This window comes from Endozoicomonas acroporae, from assembly GCF_002864045.1.
Classification (GTDB): Bacteria; Pseudomonadota; Gammaproteobacteria; order Pseudomonadales; family Endozoicomonadaceae; genus Endozoicomonas; species Endozoicomonas acroporae.
In genome coordinates, this window is the sequence record NZ_PJPV01000079.1 from 19840 (window position 1) to 40650 (window position 20811).

Below are 20811 nucleotides of genomic sequence, written 5' to 3' on the forward strand. Positions count from 1 at the left end.
AAATTTGTCGTATGGAATGCAGGTTGTTCCAACGGTCTTCCACGGTAGGGAATCAGCTGTCAGCAATATCAGTCAAATACTGGTGACCTGGTCCGTGAAAACGCGACACCGCTGGCATCAAACAGATGACAGTTTTCCGCCGGAACACCCACATGGAATTCAGCACCAGGCTGACGACGCAGGGAGTCTTCCACCCGGGCAATAAACGCTTCGTGAATATCCGGATGATTCAGGTAGATAAATGACTCATTACCCAGGCGCTCAATGGTTTCGATCGTGCCGGTAATGCAGTTTTCTGCACCATCCGCCTCTTCATGATTCAGCACATCCTGTGGCCGAATACCCAGCGTTACCTTATCACCGGCCCTGGCATTGCGGGTGTCATTGCAAACACGCAACTCAGTACCACACTCCAGCTTAATTCTAGTCTCTTTCTGACCGGGCTCCACTATCGCGGCACGGAAGAAATTCATCTTCGGTGAACCGATAAAACTGGCCACAAACAGGTTGCACGGGTTGTGATAAAGCGCCAGCGGTGCACCCACCTGCTCCAGATTGCTTTCGGCACCGTCTGCCAGTGGGCTGAGTACCACGATACGATCGGCCAGCGTCATGGCCTCTACCTGATCGTGGGTTACATAGATGGCCGTTGTCTTCAGTTTATTATGCAGACGGGACAACTCCTGACGCATCTGTACCCGCAGGGATACGTCCAGGTTGGACAGCGGCTCATCAAACAGAAACAGCCTCGGTTCCTGCACAATGGAGCGACCAATCGCCACCCGCTGGCGCTGACCACCGGACATCGCCTTTGGCTTACGATCCAACAGCTTTTCCAGCTGCAAAATTCTGGCCGCTTCATCCACACGACGATTGATCTCGGCCTTGTTCGCTTTTGCCAGCTTCAGGCCAAACTCCATATTTTCCCGCACCGTCATATGGGGATAGAGGGCATAAGACTGGAACACCATACCAACACGACGCTCATTGGGCGGCATATCGTTGGAATGCTCACCGTCCAGCTCCAGCAAACCGTCGGTAATCTCCTCCAGGCCACAGATCATCCGCAGCAACGTGGACTTACCACAACCGGAAGGGCCAACGAAGGCGACAAATTCACCATCTTCAATGTGCAGATTGATGTTCTTCAGAACAAATGTCTTGCCACCGTCGTAGCTTTTGTCCAGTTGGGTCAGCTTTACTTCAGCCATTGTCTTTCTCTTTTAAACTGTAAATCCGTTAACCTTTCACACCACCAGCCGTCAGACCATTGACCAGATAACGCTGGGCCATCAGGAAGACGACAGTAATGGGCATACCGGTCAAAATCGCGGCAGCGGCAAAATCACCCCAGAGGTAGTTCTGGGCATAGAGGAACTGTTTCATCCCTACAGCCAGCGTCAGCTGGTCAACACCCTGGAGCAGTACAGAGGCAATCGGGTACTCACCAATCACACCGATAAACGACAGTACAAACACAACCGCCAGAATAGGTACAGACAGTGGCAGCAGAATATATCGGAATGCCTGCCAGGGGGTGGCACCGTCGATATAGGCAGACTCTTCCAGGGCCACATCAATACTTTCGAAATAGCCTTTAATCAGCCAGATGTGCATGGTGATACCGCCCAGGTAGGACATCACCAGGGCACTGTGAGTATTCAAACCCAGCCATGGCACCACACCGCCCAACTTATTAAAGAAGGCATGGAAAGCCACCAGGGCCAGCACCGCCGGAAACATCTGCAGAATCATCATGCTGGTGAGCAGGTGATTCTTGAAACGGAAGCGCAGTCTGGCAAAAGCATAAGCCCCCGTAGTGGACAGCATGAGGATCAGCGCCGAAGTGGTAAAGCTGACTTTCAGGGAGTTCCACAACCAGGTCAGCACCGGAAAAGTCGGCTTAACCACCGAACCATCCGCTGCGGTGTACTCAAAACCCAGTACCATTGCCCAGTGCTCCAGACTGGGGTTTTCCGGAATCAAACTGCCCGTGGCAAAGTTACCGGTACGAAAAGAGACCGAAAGAATCATCAGAAACGGAAACATCACCAGACACAGCAGCAGAATCATCACAATCCGCGCCGCCCATACCCGATATTTCAGGTTTCGTGGTTGTACCATTGCCATCATCAATACTCCTGTGAGCTGCGGGTGGCCCTGAGGTTAACCCAGGAGATAAATCCGACGATCAGGAAGATCATCGTGGCAATAGCTGAGGCAAGACCAAAGTCCTGTCCTGCGACGAATGCCGTACGGAAAGTGAAGTTCACCAGCAAATCCGTGAAGCCTGCTGCAGTGGTGGTGCCCGGCATCATGGGGCCGCCCGCGGTCAACAGGTCAATCAGCACGAAGTTATTGAAGTTAAAGGCAAAACTGGCAATCAGGATCGGCGCCAGCGGTTTGGCAATATTGGGCAGTGTTATGTACAGCAGGTTATGGATCGGGTTGGCACCATCAATGGCAGAGGCTTCATACAGATCGTCCGGAATCGCTTTCAGCAGTCCCATACAGACGATCATCATATAGGGGTAGCCAAGCCAGGTGTTGACGATCAGAATCATGGCCCTGGCAAAGGTCGGGTTGGTCATCCACTCAGGACTGATGCCAAACAGCCCTTCCAGGATCATATTGATCTCACCAAAGTTCTGATTAAACAGACCCTTGAAAATAAGAATGGAAATAAACGCCGGCACTGCATAAGGAAGGATCAGCAGCACCCGGTAAATCCCCCGCTCTCTCAGTGGTTCCCATTGCATCAGGTTAGCCAGCAGCAGGCCGATCACCAGACAGAACAGCACGCTGCCCGCTGAAAACACAACAGTCCAGACAAAAATCTTGAAAAACGGCTCCCGTATACCTTTGTCTGTGACCAGTCGATTGTAGTTATCGCCACCAATATACACAGAGAAACCGGGTGCAACCTGCTCACCAGCTTCGGTCACATAAAACCCCGTGGTCATATCCGGGCGCAGGATATCACCGGTTTTAATCTCAACCAGATAGTCGTTTGACTGTTCCCGATACTGCGGCGCCATCGCCGAAAATTCACGCAGGGACGACATCACCAGACGAGTATCGTCTTCCAGGATAACAGCCACTGAACCCAGGGCCGAGCGTTGCTTCACCACTTCCCTCATTGACAGTTTGTTACCCTTTGCGTGGGCACCTGAACGGGCAGAAACCTCTGTCAGGTCACCATTGAGTACAAAAGTGTCGGAGGTATAAATACTGTGACTGTCGTTTTTATCAGTCAGTTGCAGTTGAAACTGATTGTTATGCTGGAAAAGCGCCAGTGTGTAGGTATGGTCGCCTGTTTTTACCAGTTTATTCAGGTGAATTTCCTTGACCCGCTCAAGGCTCAGAATATTGGCAGAACCGTAATTCGTGAACGAAATACTAAAGGTATACGCCATGGGAAAAACGATAAACATGATAATGCCCAGCAAACAGGGGTACACGTAGCGATAGTTGTAACCGCACTTGCTGGTAAAAATCCATGTACCCAGGCTGCCCAGAACCAGCAGGGTCAATGGGAAAAGAATTTCACCCTGGAAATACAGCAGGGCAATAACGTACAGCAGGGCTAGATCAATCAGGGCAACAAGCGCCCACTTTGGCCCGTTGCCAGACAACAATGCTCTGACATTGGCGGGTATGGTCATGGTATTTCTCTCTCCGGGAGGGTTTTAAGCCGGTCATCTGAATGATGACCGGCAGATGTAACGGGTCACATCAATGTGAGCCTGCGTTACACCCCGTGTGGCATTTTTCAGTTGGCAATCAGCTTGGCAGCGTTGTTCAGCGCCACTTCAACGGATTCCTGACCAGTGGTGATATTGGTCAGGGCAGACTGGGTAGCTGACCAGAACTTGCCCATTTCCGGAACGTTAGGCATCAGCAGACCGTTCATCACGTTCTGGTAGGTGCCTTCAATACGGGGGTCCGCAGCCAGCTTCTTCATGTAGGCCTTGTGAGCAACGGCACCGAGAGGCTTGTCGTTGTTCAGCGTTTCCAGACCTTCCTCGGTGAGGACGTAGTTCTCAACAAACTCCTTCGCCAGTTCCTGGTTTGGCGAAGCGTTATTCAGAGCTGCGGCCCAGACACCAACGAACGCACGGGATGGGCTACCGTCGATAGAAGGCAGTGGTGCAACACCGTAGTTGATTTTACTCTTATCAAGGTTGGCCCAGGCCCATGGACCGGAGATCATCATGGCCACTTCACCCTTGTTGAAGCCGGCTTCCATCACACCGTAGTCAACGCCCCGTGGCATCACGCCCTCGTCGATGATTTTAGCCAGCATCTTGCCACCTTTGATGGCACCGGCACTGTTCAGACCGATATCAGAAACGTCGTAGCCGCCGGGCACTTCCTTGAATACGTAACCGCCGTTGGAGGCCAGCATCGGCGTAGTGAAGTAAGGCTGAACCTGGTCCCACATGATGGTGGTGATATCTTTCTTATCCAGCTCTTTTTTCAACGCGAACATCTCTTCATAAGAGGCAGGAGCCGTCTTGATGATATCCTTGTTGTAGATCAGACTGATCGCTTCCATGGCTACCGGGTAACCGTAGATGCTGCCATTGTGCGACGTGGCCTGCCAGCCTTTGGCTTCGATATCAGACTTTACCTTGTCAGAAGGCTTGACCGGTGCCAACAGGCCAGACTCAGCCCACTCACCGAAACGGTCGTGTGCCCACAGAACAATATCCGGACCTTTACCGGTGGCAGCCACCTGCTGGAAACGGTCAGTCAGATTCTCCGGAGTCTCAACCTTCACCTTCACACCCAGGTCTTCTTCAAAGCGCTTACCCACAACTTCCATACCGTTGTAGGCTTTATCTCCACCGATCCACACCACCAGTTCGTCGTCAGAGAACGCCATGGCTGTGTTTGCCCCCATGGAGATAGCAAGCGCAGAAGCAACCGCTGCGGCAACCGTTTTTTTCATCATCTTTCTATTCCGGTATAGCCCTGAGTCCCTCAGGGTGATCATTGAAATTTTCAGGCTCTTATCATTTAGATCGGAGTGAACACTAACGTTCAAATTCATCAACCCACCCAATGTCGGGACAACAGACCTGAGACCTGAAACACGGGCATTATAATTAATGAATTGAAGACTGAATGAAATCGTAAAACGTTTACAGCATGCTCTATTTCTGGTGTAATCCGTGACAATTTGATATGAATCAATTTATTTTGTAATAATCAGGAACATGGGTTGTCAGCCTCAGGTCATGTCGCAGGAGGTCTGCCCCTGGCGGAGAAAGACATCCAGCCAGCACCCACGAGGCTCACCGGATTTCATGGCCTCCATCACCAGCTCTGCCCCCTGAATGGCAATACTCTCTATATCCTGCCTTATCGTTGTCAGTGAATGATAGCGGTCATCATCGATACCATCGTAACCCACCACCTGGACATCATCCGGTACTCGCTTACCGGTATCCGCCAGTGCCATGGAAATACCGGTGGCAACAATGTCAGAAAAAGCGACAAACGCATCCGGCTTGATTCCTGATTCCAGCAGGCCACGTATACGGCGATAACTGTCTAATGCAGGAAGACCGGTATCCATGGATATTTCTATGGCTTCCGAGGGAATAAGCCCGGCTTCCAGCATCGCCTTGCGATAGCCCTGATAACGCATGCCCGAAACCGCATGGTCACTGTGCAGGCAGACATAATAAATAGTGCGACAGCCATTCCCGAGCAGGTGCGTGGTCGCCAGAAAGCCACCCTGCTCGTCGTTAGAGGCGACCCAGAAATGTTCCTCGCGCACATCACCGATACTCACATAGGGAGCCTCCTGCTCCTGAACCTTCTGATAGCGGGGATCATCATGGTGCAAGCCAATGCCAACATAGGCTTTGGCCGCCGTTTTCAGCTCACCTTCAGGGGAAAACTTCACCCGCTTGACCCGGTACCCCTGCCGCTCCAGCTCAATTTTCAGTGCCTCATACACCTTTAAGGCAAAAGGTGAAATAGTGCCCAGATCCAGCCCCAGCACAACACCGACCACAAAAGCATCCTGCCCGTGCAACTGCCGGGCCATGTAATTGGGTTGATAGTTCAGCTCATGCGCCGCTTCCAATACCTTCTTGCGGGTACTTTCTGAAACGTATTTTCCACCATTAAGCACCCGACTGACGGTTGCAATAGATAAACCGGCCAGTGCTGCTACCTGGAGAATGGTTGATTGCCCAGACACGTGATTCCTTCCCGGAGGGATTTATACCAGTCGTACTTTTTGTATCAAACAGTTGACGTTTGTTTGAAATATAACGCTCTAAGTAGTTGGCCAAATGGAATCGTATATTTCTGGCTAAGTGGGCAGTTACTATGCAAGGCGCAACGTAGGGAGCATAGCCGTAGCTATGTGACCGGAGTTGCAACGCCGCAGAGTGACTGCCCACTTAGTCAGAAATATATGATTTCATTTGGTTAACTACTTACCGTAATGTATTTTGTTTGCCGTTTTCATGGAAAGACACAGATCAATATTCGGCCAACTTCTTCTAAAAACCTTTTCATATTGCTCTCGACCCCAATAATGCCAAAAAATCCCACTGCCTGTAAAACGTCAACACGTTGTAACGTCTGCTGACAGATTCTGGACGATTATTTCGTTTCAGGGGGGACTGCAGCAGATGCAATGGCGAACACACAACAACACACTTGAAGGAATTTGGTTGTGACCAAAGCAAGAATTCTGCCACTGGCTGGTGCTATTTCAGCCATCGTTTTTTCTGCTGCAGCTTCTGCGGCAACTGTTGATTTCCATGGTTATGTGCGGTCTGGTATCGGTAGTAACTTTGACGGCGGTAAGCAAGAAGAGTTTACGGCTGAAGGAACCGGTGGATATAACTACCGTCTCGGTAACGAAAACGAAACTTACGGTGAAATCAAACTGGGTTCTGAGTTATTCAATAATGGTCAACAATCTTTCTACCTTGATAGCCTCATGGCTTTCGAAGTTGACCAATCTAAAGATTGGGAAGAGAAAACCCCAGCATTCCGTGAGTTTAACGTCCAAGCCAAAGGTGTCCTCGAATTTGCACCTGAAGCAACTCTATGGGCTGGTAAGCGTTATTACAAGCGTCAAGATATCCACATGATCGATATGTATTATTGGAACGTATCCGGTCCTGGCGCAGGTATTGAAAATATTGATGTTGGTATGGGTAACCTGAGTTTAGCTTGGGTGAAGAGTGGTACGGACCTTGCTTACTATGAAACCGAAGCAGATGCAATTGCAGATGAGAAGCTACAGAAAAAAACGCTCGATCAGAATATCCTCGATATTCGCCTCGAAGGCATTTCTACAAACAAAGATGGCTCTTTAACTCTGGGTGTGAACTACGGAAAAGGTAATCCATATGGAGACTTCAAGGGCTATCTGAAAGATGGTAACAATGCCAAACTTGTTGAAAAATCTGACTATGATGACGATGGCTATATGCTTACCGCCGAGCATACCCAAGGTAACTTTTTTGGTGGTTTTAACAAGTTAGTTCTCCAGTATGCTGCTGATGGTATGACTGCTTGGGGTATTGGCTCCAATGGTCAAGGTGTCAGTGGCGTAACTGCTGAAAATCATGACGGTAATTCACTGCTGCGTTTAATGGATCACGGTGTTGTTCATATTGGCGACAACGTTGAAATGCAGTACTTGGCCGGTTACAACAAAATCTCTTTTGATCTGCCAGGAAAGGATGACCAAACATGGATGACCTTCGGTGTTCGCCCGGTTTACTTCTGGAACGACATCATGAGCACTGCGGTTGAGCTGGGCTACGACCACGTTGAAAACGCCTTTGAAGAAGCTGGCCAGATGGAAGACTCTCAGCTGACCAAACTGACCATCGCTCAGCAGTGGTCTGCTGGCCGCGGCTATTGGGCACGTCCACAAATCCGTGCTTTCGTAACCTACGCTAACTGGAACGATGAGTCCAAAGGCCGCATCGGTGGTGAAGCTTTCGCCAATGAAACCAGCGGTACTACCTTCGGTGTTCAAATGGAAGCCTGGTGGTAAGTTGTTAACTGCCCGGGTTGTGTAACACCCTTCCCATGCACAGCATGGGAAGGCTTCGCCCGCCCTACCTTATGGCGAGCCTCCTTGGTGTCTGTCACTTCAACAGGCATCAGGCAAAATTTCCACCTCCTGTGATTGTGTCTGTATTTGACGGGGCGTTGCCCCGTCTTTTTTCTCTCTCCTGTTCCAATCCTGTTCTTATAATTTATTCCCAATTGCCATCCACCCTACAAGACTGTCGCAAAACCCGTAAAAGGGTCTCACCGCGTAGGTCGGCTCCTCAGGAGCCGACACCCGAACCAACCGCCATGCACCATGATCTCTCAGCTTCATGGGGGATGGCGGTGAAGTCACGAGTCGGCTTGAATGCAAGCCGACCTACGTCGAGCGTTTTGACCTCCCACGATGCTCCGTGGGAATGTCTACCCCTGTAAAACGTTTACAACTTCCCACCATCCCATTTCATGACCATAATGCATGCGAAAAAATAACCCACCTCTCTCGCAGTGATCTAAAATGCCCGAAAAAAAATTAATGGGTGCTGAACTGATACCGGTAACCCAGAGCCTGAACCAGGTGATGAATGCCTCACCTTTTTCCATCCTGGGAATCCACCCGGCGCCATCCGGTAGCGGTCTGACCATCCGCGCCTGGCACCCTGATGCTGAATGCATCGAGGTTGTGCTGGAAAGCACGGGTAAATCACTGGGCAGAATGAACCGACTGGCCAATGGCCTTTTTGAGCTGGAATTTCCCCGGCGTAAAAAAACCTTTTACTATCTGCTGAACATCACCCTGAAGGACGGGTCAGAAGAACTTCGGTTTGACCCCTACCAGTTTGGCGAGTACACCCTCTGCCAGCAGGATATCGACCCGCTCCACCTGTACCGACACCTGGGTGCCCTGAAAGTGGAGCACGCCATTACCCGCCAGCGTCGTGTTTCCGGTGTGTTGTTCAAAGTCTATGCCCCCCATGCACGTTCCGTCAGCGTGATTGGTGATTTTAACCGGTGGGATGGTCGCTGCCACCCCATGGCCAGTGCCGATGACGGCATCTGGCGACTGTTTGTGCCAGGGGTCAGCGAAGGTGCCCTGTATAAATATGAGCTGCACGACCAGAATGGCCAGCTGCTGCCTGAAAAATCCGACCCGTTTGGCCATAAAGTGGAACAGTGGCCGGGCCTCGCCTCCATCGTACAAACGGAAAGTACCTTTACCTGGTCTGACAAACAATGGATGAACAAACGTCAGCTGAACCATAACAAGGCCATGTCGGTTTATGAGGTCCATCTGGGCTCATGGAAAAAATTGAATGACGATGGTTTTATAAATTACCGGGAGCTGGCCGACGAACTGATCCCCTATATCCGGAAAACGGGCTTTACCCATATCGAATTACTGCCTATTTCCGAACATCCTCTCTACGAATCCTGGGGCTACCAGCCGGTTGGGCTGTTTGCCCCCACCAGCCGCTATGGCACACCGGACGACTTCCGCTACCTGGTTGACCAGTGCCACCAGCACCATATTGGTGTGATACTGGACTGGGTACCCGCCCACTTTCCACAGGATGAACATGGCCTGTTCCGTTTTGACGGGACCGCCATTTATGAATATGAAGACCCCCAGCGGGGCTGGCATCCGGACTGGAAATCCTGCATTTACAATTACGGTTCGCCATGGGTACAGGATTTTCTGATCAGTAATGCCCTGTACTGGCTGGATGAGTTTCATATTGATGGCCTGAGGGTGGATGCCGTGGCCTCCATGCTCTACCTGGACTACTCCAGAAAACAGGGCGAGTGGACACCCAACCATCTGGGCGGCAATGAACACCTTGAGGCCGTCGCCTTTTTGCAGCGCCTCAACCATGAAGTACACCGACTGCATCCACACTGCATGATGATCGCCGAGGAGTCCACCAGCTGGCCCTGTGTATCACGCCCCGGACACCCGCAAAGCCTCGGCTTTGATTACAAATGGAATATGGGCTGGATGCACGACACACTGGCCTATATGAAGCGGGACCCGATTCATCGCCAGCATCACCATCACGAAATGACCTTCAGTATGGTGTACGCCTATAACGAGAACTTTGTGCTCTCCCTCTCCCACGATGAAGTGGTCCATGGTAAAGGCACGATCCTCACCCGTATGCCGGGGGATGACTGGCAGCGCTTTGCCAACCTTCGGGCCTATTACGGGTTTATGTTCGGGCACCCCGGTAAAAAGCTGATGTTTATGGGCTCTGAGTTTGGTGTCACCAACGAGTGGAATCCGGCAGAAAGCCTGAACTGGAACCTGTTAGAACAGGGTCCTTACCACCAGGGTGTGCTGGCGATGGTCAGTGAACTGAACCGGATTTATCAGCATTACCCGGCACTGCATGAGCTTGATTTCGATCGTGATGGCTTTCGCTGGTTAATACTGGAAGACCATGGACAAAGTGTTTTTGCCTTTTACCGAAAAGACAGCACAGGTAAAACCATGGTCATTATCAGTAATATGACGCCATATGTACGACATGATTACCGCATTGGTGTGCCGGTCGATGGATTGTGGCAGGAAATATTTAACAGCGATGACCAGCGCTTTGGTGGCAGCCATATTGTCAACGGTACCGTCGCAACCAGGCCTGGAGAGTGGCATAACCACCCCCAAAACATCAGCCTGACTTTGCCGCCACTGGCGACTATTATGCTGACCGTTGACCGGGAATAATGCCCATAGCGAGAAAAAGCACTTAACACATACTGGCTTCTTCGGTCCCGTATGTGTTGCAGAAATCGCTCTATCTTCCACCAGCTCCCATGCTTTTAGACCCTGTGGGTCCTGCGTGGGAATGCATACCGGAGCCTGCAGGATATGGAACAACCTCTTTCCGCCCGGAATCATGAGAGTTTAATGGGAGTTCTAACTTGCGGAGGGGGTTGATATGCATTCCCACGGGGGCCGTGGGAACAAGGGGCGATATAATAGAGCTTGTGTTGTACGTGGTTTATTTTGCCGCTTAACCTTTAATGATCGTCAGGTTTTTTTCATTTTCCACATCAAAAATATGACAAGCTTCGGTATTCAAATTGAAGCGCATTGTGCGACCAATATCAGCTGTAGTAATGGTATGGTCGTTCACTCGAGCAATCAGCTCATTATCGCCTACTTTGAAATAGAGATATTTCTCATTACCCATATTCTCGACAACCGTTAACATGCCTTCGACCGTATTAACAGTATCACTGTCATTTGCCAGGGAGATATGCTCAGGGCGAATACCAAAGTAAACCGCTTGATCAATCTGCTCCTGCAGCAATACCTGTTTGGCTCTTGGGATAAAGCACTTCATCCCCGGTGCAAGTTCTACAAAAAGTCCAGCATCCGATTTACGAATAACCGTTTTTACCAGGTTCATGGAGGGAGAACCAATGAAACCGGCGACAAATTTGTTAGCCGGGTAATTGTACAAGTTGGCAGGGGTATCCACTTGCATGATTTCACCCTTATTAAGTACGCAGATTCTGTCACCCAGTGTCAGTGCTTCTGTCTGATCATGAGTAACATAAATCATGGTGGCAGGGTTGCCTTCCTCTTTCAGTCGCTGATGCAGCTGGGCAATTTTTACCCGCATGGAAACCCGAAGCTTGGCGTCCAGGTTTGATAGCGGTTCATCGAACAAAAACACATCAGGCTTGCGCACAATGGCACGGCCAACAGCAACCCGCTGTCGTTGGCCTCCGGACATCTCTTTTGGCTTGCGGTCCAGAAGATCGGTAATTTCCAGTTTTTCTGCGGCCTCTTCAACCGCCTGGCGAATCTCCTCTGTCGACTTTTTCTGCATTTTCAGGCCAAAGGCCATATTGTCAAAAACGGTTTTATGGGGGTAAAGCGCATAGTTCTGAAAGACCATGGCAATACCGCGGTCCTTGGGAGGCAAGTCATTCACCACGCGTTCACCGATCCGGATTTCGCCGTCGGTGATGCTTTCCAGCCCGGCAATCATGCGTAGCGTGGTGGATTTTGCACAGCCGGACGGGCCAACGAACACCATAAACTCGCCGTCATGGATATCAAGGTCAATACCATGAACCGCATGAAATCCATTGTCATATTTTTTTTCAACGCTTTTTAAGCTTACGTTAGCCATCCGGTCATTCCACAGATAATCTTTCAGGTAACAGGGTTATTCAGCACATTGGGCAATCGCAGCCAGTTTCGGCTTGCCTTCAGCATCCACCTGGAAGCCCCAGACATAGCGGCCAGAATCAGTGAAGTTGATGCGGGTATCTTTCATAAACCCACCACGAATTAACTTACCTTCCTGTCCGACGGTCAATTGTCGACCACTCACGGTGAATTGTGGTTTCCAACCCATACTGGCAAACTGGAAGTTCACCGGGCCCGCCTCATTATTCATGATGACCTGATAAATGCCATCGCCCTTGTAAGACATACGACGATGCTCCTGGTGCATCCACTGCCCATCGGAGAAAGTGCCAGTAACGTACATGGGCGGACGAACAGGACCACTACCGGCAACATCAGGCAAATTACAGCTGGCAACGGGGCTGTTGCTGACCGCTGATGCAGCAGCCGTATCATTAGCAGGATTTCCGGCACAACCAGCCAGAGTGGCAGCAAGGATAAGGGTTGCCAAGACTTTGGTTTTCATATTAACTCCATAGCGACAATGACCAGTCGCCAAAGTAGATAAGTAATAAAGACGTGGTGTTTTTTATTTAAAAGGAAGTTTCTGACGTATTTTTCCGAACCAGCTCGCTTCGCCGTGTGCTTCACGCCCTGGTTTTAGCGATTTAACGTTCCGGGTTGGAATCATTGGGGCTTTACCCTTTGACAGGGCATTAAGCGTAGCCAGTGATTTCATGTATTGATGTGAATCTCTGGCAGGATAACCAAACAGCTTGCTTCGTGGTGGGCAGGAACGGCTGACGCCTGACTTGCCCTGAATCACCGTACCATCGCCAATATGCAGATGACCGGCAATGGCACTCTGCCCATGCACCGTAACCCGATTACCAAGGATGGAATGACCGGCAACACCGGATTGTGAAATGATCAGGCAGTGCTGTCCTATACGACAGTCGTGGCCAATCTGGCAAAGGTTATCAATTTTGCTGCCCCGGCCAATAACCGTGTCTCCGAGAGTACCCCGGTCGATGGTGTTGTTGCAGCCAATGTCCACATTATCTTCAATAATGACCCGACCAATACTTTCCAGCCGTTCATATTCGCCAGAACTATTGAGCATGTATTCAAAGCTGAAATTACCGATGGAATTATTGGAGTCAATGGTCACATTATTGCCAACTACCGTCCCTTCCTTAATGACGGTATTGGCATGTATGGCAACATTATCGCCAATCACTGCGCCATTATGTATGCGCACTCCCGGCATAAAATGGCAACCCTTGCCGATGCGGGCATGTTTGCCAATGAATACACCCGGAATAGTGGACACATTCTCCTGATCCAACAAGTGGTATTTTTCAGCTTTGTAGTAACGCAATAGATGGTTAAGCAAAGTAACATCCAATGCATCAATCACTATTTTCACCGGTGCCTTGATATTGCCTATGGCTGCAGGTCCAACCACAATGGCTGCCTGGCAATGATCGATAAACTTGAGATCATGTTTGGAAAGCACAATAGCCAGGGCATCTGGCCTGCTGGCCGATACCGGGCAGATACTGTCTACTGTGATGTTGCCATCACCAAATAGACGACCATGGAGTTGTTGAGCAATATCAAGGGCGTTAAGCATGGGATTTACACCAGATTAAAACCTGTAAAGAGCATGGGCGTAGAATTTGTGGTTATCCACTTTTTTACTGGCCCCTGCTTGTGCCGGATCATTGGTGGTTTCTTTCTCATGGGTATATTCATACTCAGCCTTGACCATCCAGTTTTCCCCGATATCGGTCTCATAGCCAATGGAAGTCTTGATAACATCCTTGAAGTAGTCCGGACGACTGCCCTTGGTGATGGTCTCATTCTCAGCAAAGCGTGTAGTCAGATAGACCAGGCCACCGTTGTCGATGCTGTAACGGATGGTGGGCTGGATGTAGGTTTCAGTGAATTTATCCGTCTGGAACACATAACCTGAAGGATCTGCACTCTCGTTGTCGTCTTTAACCTGGTGGAAGAGTTCCAGTTCAAACTGGAAATTGCCATAGTTGGTGTAAGGCTTGATCATGACGCTGTAACCAGCCTCATCCCGCTGCCCCCAGCTACCATTATCAAAGTTCAGGGTCAGGTACTCTGCCATAGCATAAAAACCGGCATTGTACTCGTTATTCCAGTACGTCAGATATGGCCGGAAAATTTGCTCCAGGGATTGCTTCTCGAGATGGTTTTCAGTTGCCGTTACCACTTCACTGGTGATGTACTCAGCCTCATAACCCAGACCAGTACCCCAGCCACCACCCAGAGCAAATGGACGATCCAGCAATATAAGATGTTTCAGAGAGTCTTCATTTTGATAATAACCACTGGAATTTTTTTGTTCCCGGGTCATGGTCTTTAACGAGTAGTTTGCACGAAGACCAAGATCGTGGAAATTGAAGAATACGTTACCCACTTCATTGGTGGTGATTTTTTCTTTTATTTCACCATTCCCCCAGTCATCAGTGGTTTTGGTTTCATACTCAATTGAAGAACCAAAATGACCGGAAAAACTCATGCCAGAATCAGCAGCTGAGCTATTTTCCTCTTTATCTGCCTGGCGGAGAAAATCGGTAAATTCATCTGCTGAAGCGGCACCCGATACACCAACAATATTGGCAATCAAAAATGGTAGTATTTTTTTCCTCATCCGTAATCCCCAAAAACTAATCTGGTAATCATTTAATTGGAGTAGTACAACCCTGTAACAACCAGATTCGAACAGAAAAAACTGGTCGTCTCTCCGCTTAAATACAAAAATTCAAACAACTGCAAAAAATCCGGAGATCAACAACAAGAAGCCATTTAGAAACAGGCTACTGGCTAAATACCTGGATCGTGACACTATTTGTTCAGCAATGTGTTTTCGTGGCGAGATTAAACGCTTGCAAATCAACTTTTACAATACCGCATCACTGACATAGATCAATTTAATCATCTTTTTTAAACAAAAAACATTCACAAACAAAATCAGAGATCATTTGATCAATAAAACATTGCACGTTTTCATGTTTTGATAAAGAATGCAGTATTCCATCATGTACTACCATAATCTGAATTATGATTTAGCGGCCAACAGTATGAAACCCATCTATAAGAATCTGGCATTTGCCCTCTCGTTACTCTCTGCCAGTACTGCATACGCGGAACAGCTTATCCCTGAAAAAAACGCACAACTGCTCATCTGGACCGATGAGCTGGCCATGGATTATATGGACTATGCCACCGAGGCGTTTAACGAAACCTTTGGCTACGATGTTCAGTTCCGGTTCCGACAACTGGCGCCAATGAACAGCGCCGGACGCCTGATTCAGGACGGTGGCACCGCCCGGGTTGCTGATGTCGCCGAGATTGAACACGATATGCTGGGCAAATTAGTCGTCAGTGGCGCGGTTATGGAAAACCTGGTCAGTGCTGATCGTGTTGATAAAGAGTTTATTGCCAGCGCTGCCTCAGCAGCCAAAGCCGATGGCAAAGGCTATGGTTTTCCCGTCAGCTATGCAACAACTGCCCTGTTCTATAACAAAGACATCCTGGCCGAGGCACCAGAGACCTTTGAAGATTTGATTGCGTTCTCCACAACATTTAACAATCGAACTGAAAACCGTTATGCCCTGCTGTGGGATGTACAAAATTACTATGAATCCCGAATGTTTATGTCCCTGTATGGCGGCTATGAATTTGGCCAGGCAGGGTCTGATGCAGATGATATCGGGGTGAATTCCGAAGCGACCAAACGCGGCCTTGCCGCCATGCTTAAATTGAAAACAGCCAATGACTCAAACCCTGTGGATATGCGCAACACCCAGGTGCGTCGAGGCCTGTTCACTGAAGGTAAAGTTGCCGCCATTGTTGACGGTCCATGGGCAACAAAAAGCCACCTGGAATCGGGAGTTAACGTTGGCGTCGTGGCGATGCCAACACTGGAAGGAAAGCATCCGCGCACATTCTCCACAGTAAGGCTGGCAGTTGTCTCCTCTTACACAGAGTACCCCGTTGCCGCACAACTGTTTGCTGACTTTCTGGCGTCAGAAGCCATGCTGAAAAAACGGTTCGAGATGACCAAATCCATCCCGCCACTGAATCACCTGATGGCAGAAATCGCCAACAGTGCAACGGCTGATGAAGCAACCAAAGCCTTTATTGCCCAGGGTTTTTATGCCGATGCCATGCCCTCCATTCCGGAAATGGGCTATGTCTGGTCACCCATGGCTAACGCCATTACCGCCAGCTGGGTCAATGGCGAAACACCGGAAAAATCATTGGATAACGCCTTAATGGTGATCAAAGAGCAGATTGCTTTCCAGGAATAACAAACACCCCACCCTGACCAGGGACGTTATTTCGGAATAACTCCCGGGCATGGTGGGATTAACGACATCATTATTGACGGCAACTGATTAATACTGTTTAGGAGGGGCTATGGATACAGCCATGGATCAGCCCAGGGTGGCTAACAAGCTGCCACCTCTGTCGGTTTTTCTGATGGGGGGGACCCAGCTGTTAAACCAACATTATATAAAAGGGTGTTTCTATCTTTCAGTGCAGATACTGTTGGTACTTTTTGCTGCTGATTTACTGACAGCCCTGGAAGGCTTCATCACCCTCGGTGATACCGCACAACATCGCGTGGGTTTCAAAATTATCCACGGCGACCACTCTATTCATATGCTGGTTGAAGGGGTACTTGCCATCTTTCTGACCGTGGCGTTTCTTGCTGCGTACCTGCTGAACATTAAAGATGCCGTTAACATTACCCCCTGCACCATCGGCTTAAAACAGCAGTTGCGGGCCTTTTATGATGAGCACTTCGCCCTCATCATGTTAACCCCGGCAGGGATTGCTGCACTGGCATTCATTATTTTGCCCATACTGATTACCGTACTGGTTTCTCTCACCAACTACGCAGCGCCAGCACATATTCCACCAAAAAATCTGGTGGACTGGGTTGGGTTTAGAAATTTCCTGTCCCTGTTTGAACTGAAAATCTGGTCAAGCACTTTGCTCGGTGTTGGCAGCTGGACGGTGATATGGGCGGTCTGCTCTACGATATTCACCTTTGGCTTTGGCTTTGTTCTGGCGCTTGCCCTGGCGAATCGGGACATTGCCGGTAAAAAGGTATGGCGCGTTATATTCATGCTGCCTTACGCCATTCCGGCATTTGTCAGCCTGTTGATCTTCCGCCTGCTGTTAAACGGCATTGGTCCGGTAAACTCAATCATTAATGGTTTTGGCATTGAGTCCATTCCTTTTTTATCGGACCCCGTGCTGGCGAAAGTGACGGTCATTGCCATCGGTGTCTGGGCCGGAGCCCCCTACTTTATGCTCCTGATTGCCGGTGCCCTGACCAATATTCCCAAAGAACTCTATGAAGCCAGTGAAGTTGATGGTGCCAGCCGGTTCCAGCAGTTCAAAGAGATTACCCTGCCCATGATCCTGCATCAGGTAGCCCCTTCGCTGGTCATGACCTTTGCGTTCAACTTCAACAATTTCGGTGCGGTTTATCTGTTGACGGAGGGTGGCCCCATTAATCCGGAATATCGCTTTGCCGGCCACACCGATATTCTCATTACCTGGATTTACAAGCTGACCCTGGACTTCCAGCAGTACAATATCGCTGCCGTGGTTTCCATCATCATCTTCCTGTTCTTGTCACTGATTGCCATTTGGCAGTTTAGAAGGATGAACTCCTTCAAGACCGATGCGAGTATGCGGTAATGAACAAACTGATGCATAAAGCCGGTGTTTTCGCCGTATACCTGTTGCTGGCCATCAACGCTATCCTGGTGCTTGGACCCATTGCCTGGACCGTGATGGCGTCGTTCAAGCCGGGGGTAAACCTGTTTAGCAGTTCGTTTACCGACTTTTCCTTTACCCTGGATCACTACCGGGCCCTGTTTACCGATACCCCATATCTGCAATGGTATGCCAACACTTTTGTCCTGGCCTTCAGCAATATGGCCATCTCCCTCATTGTGGTGACGATGACGGCGTTTATCTTCTCCCGCTACCGGTTCAAGGGAAAACGCAATGTCATGATGGGGATTCTGGTGATCCAGATGTTCCCGGCGTTCCTCTCTATCACCGCGATTTATGTATTGCTGTCCAAGCTGAACCTGATCGACACCTTTACCGGACTGCTGTTTGTCTACGTCACCGGCTCATTACCCTTTATGACCTGGCTGGTGAAGGGCTATTTTGACGCGATCCCGACGTCCCTGGATGAGGCGGCCAAAATAGACGGCGCCGGTCATTTGACCATTTTCTTTGAAATTATTTTGCCATTGGCCAAACCGATCCTGGTCTTTGTCGGGCTGACCTCATTCACAGCCCCCTGGATGGACTTTATTCTGCCCACACTGATTCTGCGCAGCGAAGAAAAAATGACGCTGGCCGTGGGTATTTTCCAATGGATCGCCTCTAACTCCGCAGAAAATTATACCCTGTTTTCGGCCGGTGCACTGTTAGTGGCCATTCCTATCACCCTGTTGTTTGTCGCCACCCAGAAGCACATTACTGTTGGCCTGGTCAGTGGCGCGGTTAAGGAGTAACCCCTGAAAATGATTACCTTGAGTGCTCTGGTCCATAACCCGAAAAGCGCCATGTGCTACGCCCGCGATAATAGCACCCTGCATGTTCGCCTGCGTTCAGCCAAGGATGAAATCGAAAAAGTGACCCTCTGGATCGGTGACCCCTATGAGTGGGCAGTCGGTGGCCTGGACGGCGGTAACCTTGGAGGCAGCGATGCCCACGGCTGGACCGGCGGACGTGAAATCCCCATGACCATCGAGGCCGAAACGCAACATCAAACCTGCTGGCTGGCTGAGTTCACCCCACCCAAGCGTCGGGCACGCTACGGCTTTATTCTGCACTCGAAAGGCACTGGCCAGAAGATACTGTTTGGCGAGCGAAAAAGTGTTGATATTACCGATGCCAAAGTAGCAGAAGTGGAGCTGAGTAATCTCAGTAATTTCTTCTGCTTCCCCTATATCAACCCCCGTGATGTCCTGGCAACGCCGGAATGGGTACAGAAAACCGTCTGGTATCATATTTTTCCGGACCGTTTTGCCAATGGCCGACCTGAGATATCCCCCGCTGGTACGATGCCCTGGGGCACAGAACCGACGCAGGATAACTTTATGGGCGGGGATCTCTGGGGGGTAATCGATAAACTGGATTACCTTCAGGACCTGGGCATCAATGGCTTATATTTCTGCCCGGTGTTCACCGCCAATGCCAGTCATCGTTATGACACAGTAGACTACTTCAATGTTGACCCTTCCCTGGGCGGCAATGAAGCTTTTAGCCTATTGGTAAAAGAGGCTCACCAACGTGGCATGAAAGTGATGCTTGATGCCGTGTTTAACCATGTGGGTGATCAGCACCCCTTGTGGCTGGATGTAGTCGCCAATGGCAAGGCATCGCCCTACCACGACTGGTTCTGGATTCGCGAGTTCCCGGTGTATGAAGACAAGCCCCGTGAACAGTGGGACTACCAGAACCTGCGTTATGAAACCTTTGGCAATGTGGCATCCATGCCCAAACTGAACACCGAGAACGAGCAGTGTCGTGCTTACTTGCTGGACGTAGCCAGACGCTGGGTTGAAGATTTTGATATTGATGGCTGGCGGTTGGATGTGGGTAATGAAATTGACCATGACTTCTGGCGTGATTTCCGTAAGGTGGTTAAATCAATCAAACCTGACTGCTATATTCTCGGGGAAATCTGGCACGACGCCTCGGCCTGGCTCGGTGGTGACCAGTATGATTCGGTAATGAACTATCCGATGACCCAGGCAGTGCTGGACTTTTTTGCCCTGGATCTGAGTAACAAGCAGGACTTTATCTGGGATGTGAACCGTTCCTACTGCGCATACTCTCACACCGCCAACCAGGCGATGTTCAACCTGCTGGATAGCCACGACACTTCTCGTATTTTAAGTTTGTGTGGGGAGAATAAAGCAAGAGCCAGGCTGGCCTACCTGTTTATGTTTACCCAGGTGGGTACGCCCTGCATTTATTATGGCGGTGAAGTTGCCCTCAGTGGCGGGCGGGGAATGGGCAGCGAAGCCAATCGCCGTTGTATGGTTTGGGAAGAAGAAAAGCAGGACCTTGAGTTCAGACAATTTATCCAGGAGTTGATTGTCCTGCGCAAAAGTGAGCCTGATTTCAATATTCCGACCGTGCATTGGCTTGATGTTGACAGTGATCATTGTATTGCCTATCAACGTGGCCAGTGGCAAATCGTGATGAATAACTCTGCCGTTGCCCAATCGGTCAACCTGCAAGGTGAGACTGTCCAGCTTGCCCCCTATGGCTACAGGATGAGCAAGAGTCAATAAACAGACCAAAGCCTGCGCTCCTTAGGAATTGACCTGAAATAATTTCCACATTTCCAATGTTGGCCGGTAAAGAGAAAAACCTTGCCACGGAGACACGGAGGCACGGAGGCACGGAGGCACGGAGAAAAGAAAAAATCTTTTCCTCTGTGACTCCGAGTCTCCGTGGCAAAAAGAGGAAGTTATTTCGCGACAAATCCTTAATTGGGGCGCAGCTGGGTCAGGAAATTAACATTTTTAATGTATGGTTCTGCA

At 49.8% G+C, this 20811-nt stretch carries 15 protein-coding genes; 6 read left to right on the forward strand and 9 right to left on the reverse strand.

Annotation, left to right across the window (positions count from 1 at the left end):
• Positions 1-68 precede the first annotated feature (68 nt).
• From CX664_RS13875 to CX664_RS13895, 5 genes are all read right to left on the reverse strand, one after another.
• Positions 69-1211, reverse strand: a complete 1143-nt coding sequence (locus CX664_RS13875; protein WP_101747307.1) for an ABC transporter ATP-binding protein — start codon at positions 1209-1211, stop codon at positions 69-71.
• Between the two features lie 28 nt (positions 1212-1239).
• Positions 1240-2133: a maltose ABC transporter permease MalG gene (gene malG, locus CX664_RS13880; protein ID WP_241693353.1), complete on the reverse strand. Its 894-nt coding sequence runs from the start codon at positions 2131-2133 to the stop codon at positions 1240-1242.
• Positions 2133-3665: a maltose ABC transporter permease MalF gene (malF, locus tag CX664_RS13885; protein WP_101747308.1), complete on the reverse strand. Its 1533-nt coding sequence runs from the start codon at positions 3663-3665 to the stop codon at positions 2133-2135. The genes malG and malF overlap by 1 nt, the downstream gene beginning before the upstream one ends.
• A gap of 107 nt (positions 3666-3772) precedes the next feature.
• Entirely contained in the window at positions 3773-4957 is a 1185-nt protein-coding gene (gene malE, locus CX664_RS13890; RefSeq protein ID WP_241693354.1) for a maltose/maltodextrin ABC transporter substrate-binding protein MalE, read from the reverse strand.
• Positions 4958-5236: 279 nt separating this feature from the next.
• Positions 5237-6217 (reverse strand): LacI family DNA-binding transcriptional regulator, encoded by a 981-nt coding sequence (locus CX664_RS13895; protein WP_101747309.1) that lies wholly within the window; start codon positions 6215-6217, stop codon positions 5237-5239.
• Between the two features lie 483 nt (positions 6218-6700).
• Here CX664_RS13895 and CX664_RS13900 point away from each other — a divergent pair, with 483 nt between their 5' ends.
• Both CX664_RS13900 and glgB read left to right on the forward strand, forming a co-directional pair.
• Positions 6701-8041 (forward strand): maltoporin, encoded by a 1341-nt coding sequence (locus CX664_RS13900; RefSeq protein WP_219622199.1) that lies wholly within the window; start codon positions 6701-6703, stop codon positions 8039-8041.
• Positions 8042-8557: 516 nt separating this feature from the next.
• Positions 8558-10762 (forward strand): 1,4-alpha-glucan branching protein GlgB, encoded by a 2205-nt coding sequence (gene glgB, locus CX664_RS13905; protein ID WP_101747310.1) that lies wholly within the window; start codon positions 8558-8560, stop codon positions 10760-10762.
• 289 nt (positions 10763-11051) lie between these two features.
• Here the strand turns inward: glgB and CX664_RS13910 are convergent, their stop codons facing one another.
• From CX664_RS13910 to CX664_RS13925, 4 genes are all read right to left on the reverse strand, one after another.
• On the reverse strand, positions 11052-12182 hold the full coding sequence (locus CX664_RS13910) for an ABC transporter ATP-binding protein (protein WP_101747311.1): 1131 nt from the start codon (positions 12180-12182) through the stop codon (positions 11052-11054).
• A gap of 36 nt (positions 12183-12218) precedes the next feature.
• Positions 12219-12707, reverse strand: coding sequence for an early set domain-containing protein (locus CX664_RS13915; RefSeq protein ID WP_101747312.1), 489 nt, complete (start codon positions 12705-12707; stop codon positions 12219-12221).
• Positions 12708-12770: 63 nt separating this feature from the next.
• The gene (gene lpxD / locus CX664_RS13920) at positions 12771-13817 is read right to left on the reverse strand and encodes a UDP-3-O-(3-hydroxymyristoyl)glucosamine N-acyltransferase (protein WP_101747313.1); all 1047 of its coding nucleotides are present in this window, start codon (positions 13815-13817) and stop codon (positions 12771-12773) included.
• A 15-nt stretch (positions 13818-13832) separates the two neighbouring features.
• Positions 13833-14867 (reverse strand): porin, encoded by a 1035-nt coding sequence (locus CX664_RS13925; RefSeq protein ID WP_101747314.1) that lies wholly within the window; start codon positions 14865-14867, stop codon positions 13833-13835.
• A 388-nt stretch (positions 14868-15255) separates the two neighbouring features.
• Between CX664_RS13925 and CX664_RS13930 the strand changes: the two genes are divergently transcribed.
• From CX664_RS13930 to CX664_RS13945, 4 genes are all read left to right on the forward strand, one after another.
• Positions 15256-16530 (forward strand): sugar ABC transporter substrate-binding protein, encoded by a 1275-nt coding sequence (locus CX664_RS13930; protein ID WP_241693356.1) that lies wholly within the window; start codon positions 15256-15258, stop codon positions 16528-16530.
• A 121-nt stretch (positions 16531-16651) separates the two neighbouring features.
• Entirely contained in the window at positions 16652-17935 is a 1284-nt protein-coding gene (locus CX664_RS13935) for a carbohydrate ABC transporter permease (protein WP_219622200.1), read from the forward strand.
• On the forward strand, positions 17935-18768 hold the full coding sequence (locus CX664_RS13940) for a sugar ABC transporter permease (RefSeq protein WP_101747315.1): 834 nt from the start codon (positions 17935-17937) through the stop codon (positions 18766-18768). The genes CX664_RS13935 and CX664_RS13940 overlap by 1 nt, the downstream gene beginning before the upstream one ends.
• A 9-nt stretch (positions 18769-18777) precedes the next feature.
• Positions 18778-20559 carry a glycoside hydrolase family 13 protein gene (locus CX664_RS13945; protein ID WP_101747316.1) on the forward strand — a complete coding sequence of 594 codons (1782 nt, stop codon included), beginning with the start codon at positions 18778-18780 and terminating at the stop codon, positions 20557-20559.
• The last annotated feature ends 252 nt before the right edge of the window (positions 20560-20811 follow it).

Coding starts and splice junctions, on each gene's coding strand:
- CX664_RS13875 (WP_101747307.1), bottom strand. CDS start 1,211: ATGGCTGAAGTAAAGCTGACCCAACTGGACAAAAGCTACGACGGTGGC.
- malG (WP_241693353.1), bottom strand. CDS start 2,133: ATGATGGCAATGGTACAACCACGAAACCTGAAATATCGGGTATGGGCG.
- malF (WP_101747308.1), bottom strand. CDS start 3,665: ATGACCATACCCGCCAATGTCAGAGCATTGTTGTCTGGCAACGGGCCA.
- malE (WP_241693354.1), bottom strand. CDS start 4,957: ATGATGAAAAAAACGGTTGCCGCAGCGGTTGCTTCTGCGCTTGCTATC.
- glgB (WP_101747310.1), top strand. CDS start 8,558: ATGCCCGAAAAAAAATTAATGGGTGCTGAACTGATACCGGTAACCCAG.
- CX664_RS13910 (WP_101747311.1), bottom strand. CDS start 12,182: ATGGCTAACGTAAGCTTAAAAAGCGTTGAAAAAAAATATGACAATGGA.
- CX664_RS13915 (WP_101747312.1), bottom strand. CDS start 12,707: ATGAAAACCAAAGTCTTGGCAACCCTTATCCTTGCTGCCACTCTGGCT.
- lpxD (WP_101747313.1), bottom strand. CDS start 13,817: ATGCTTAACGCCCTTGATATTGCTCAACAACTCCATGGTCGTCTATTT.
- CX664_RS13925 (WP_101747314.1), bottom strand. CDS start 14,867: ATGAGGAAAAAAATACTACCATTTTTGATTGCCAATATTGTTGGTGTA.
- CX664_RS13930 (WP_241693356.1), top strand. CDS start 15,256: ATGTACTACCATAATCTGAATTATGATTTAGCGGCCAACAGTATGAAA.
- CX664_RS13935 (WP_219622200.1), top strand. CDS start 16,652: ATGGATCAGCCCAGGGTGGCTAACAAGCTGCCACCTCTGTCGGTTTTT.
- CX664_RS13940 (WP_101747315.1), top strand. CDS start 17,935: ATGAACAAACTGATGCATAAAGCCGGTGTTTTCGCCGTATACCTGTTG.
- CX664_RS13945 (WP_101747316.1), top strand. CDS start 18,778: ATGATTACCTTGAGTGCTCTGGTCCATAACCCGAAAAGCGCCATGTGC.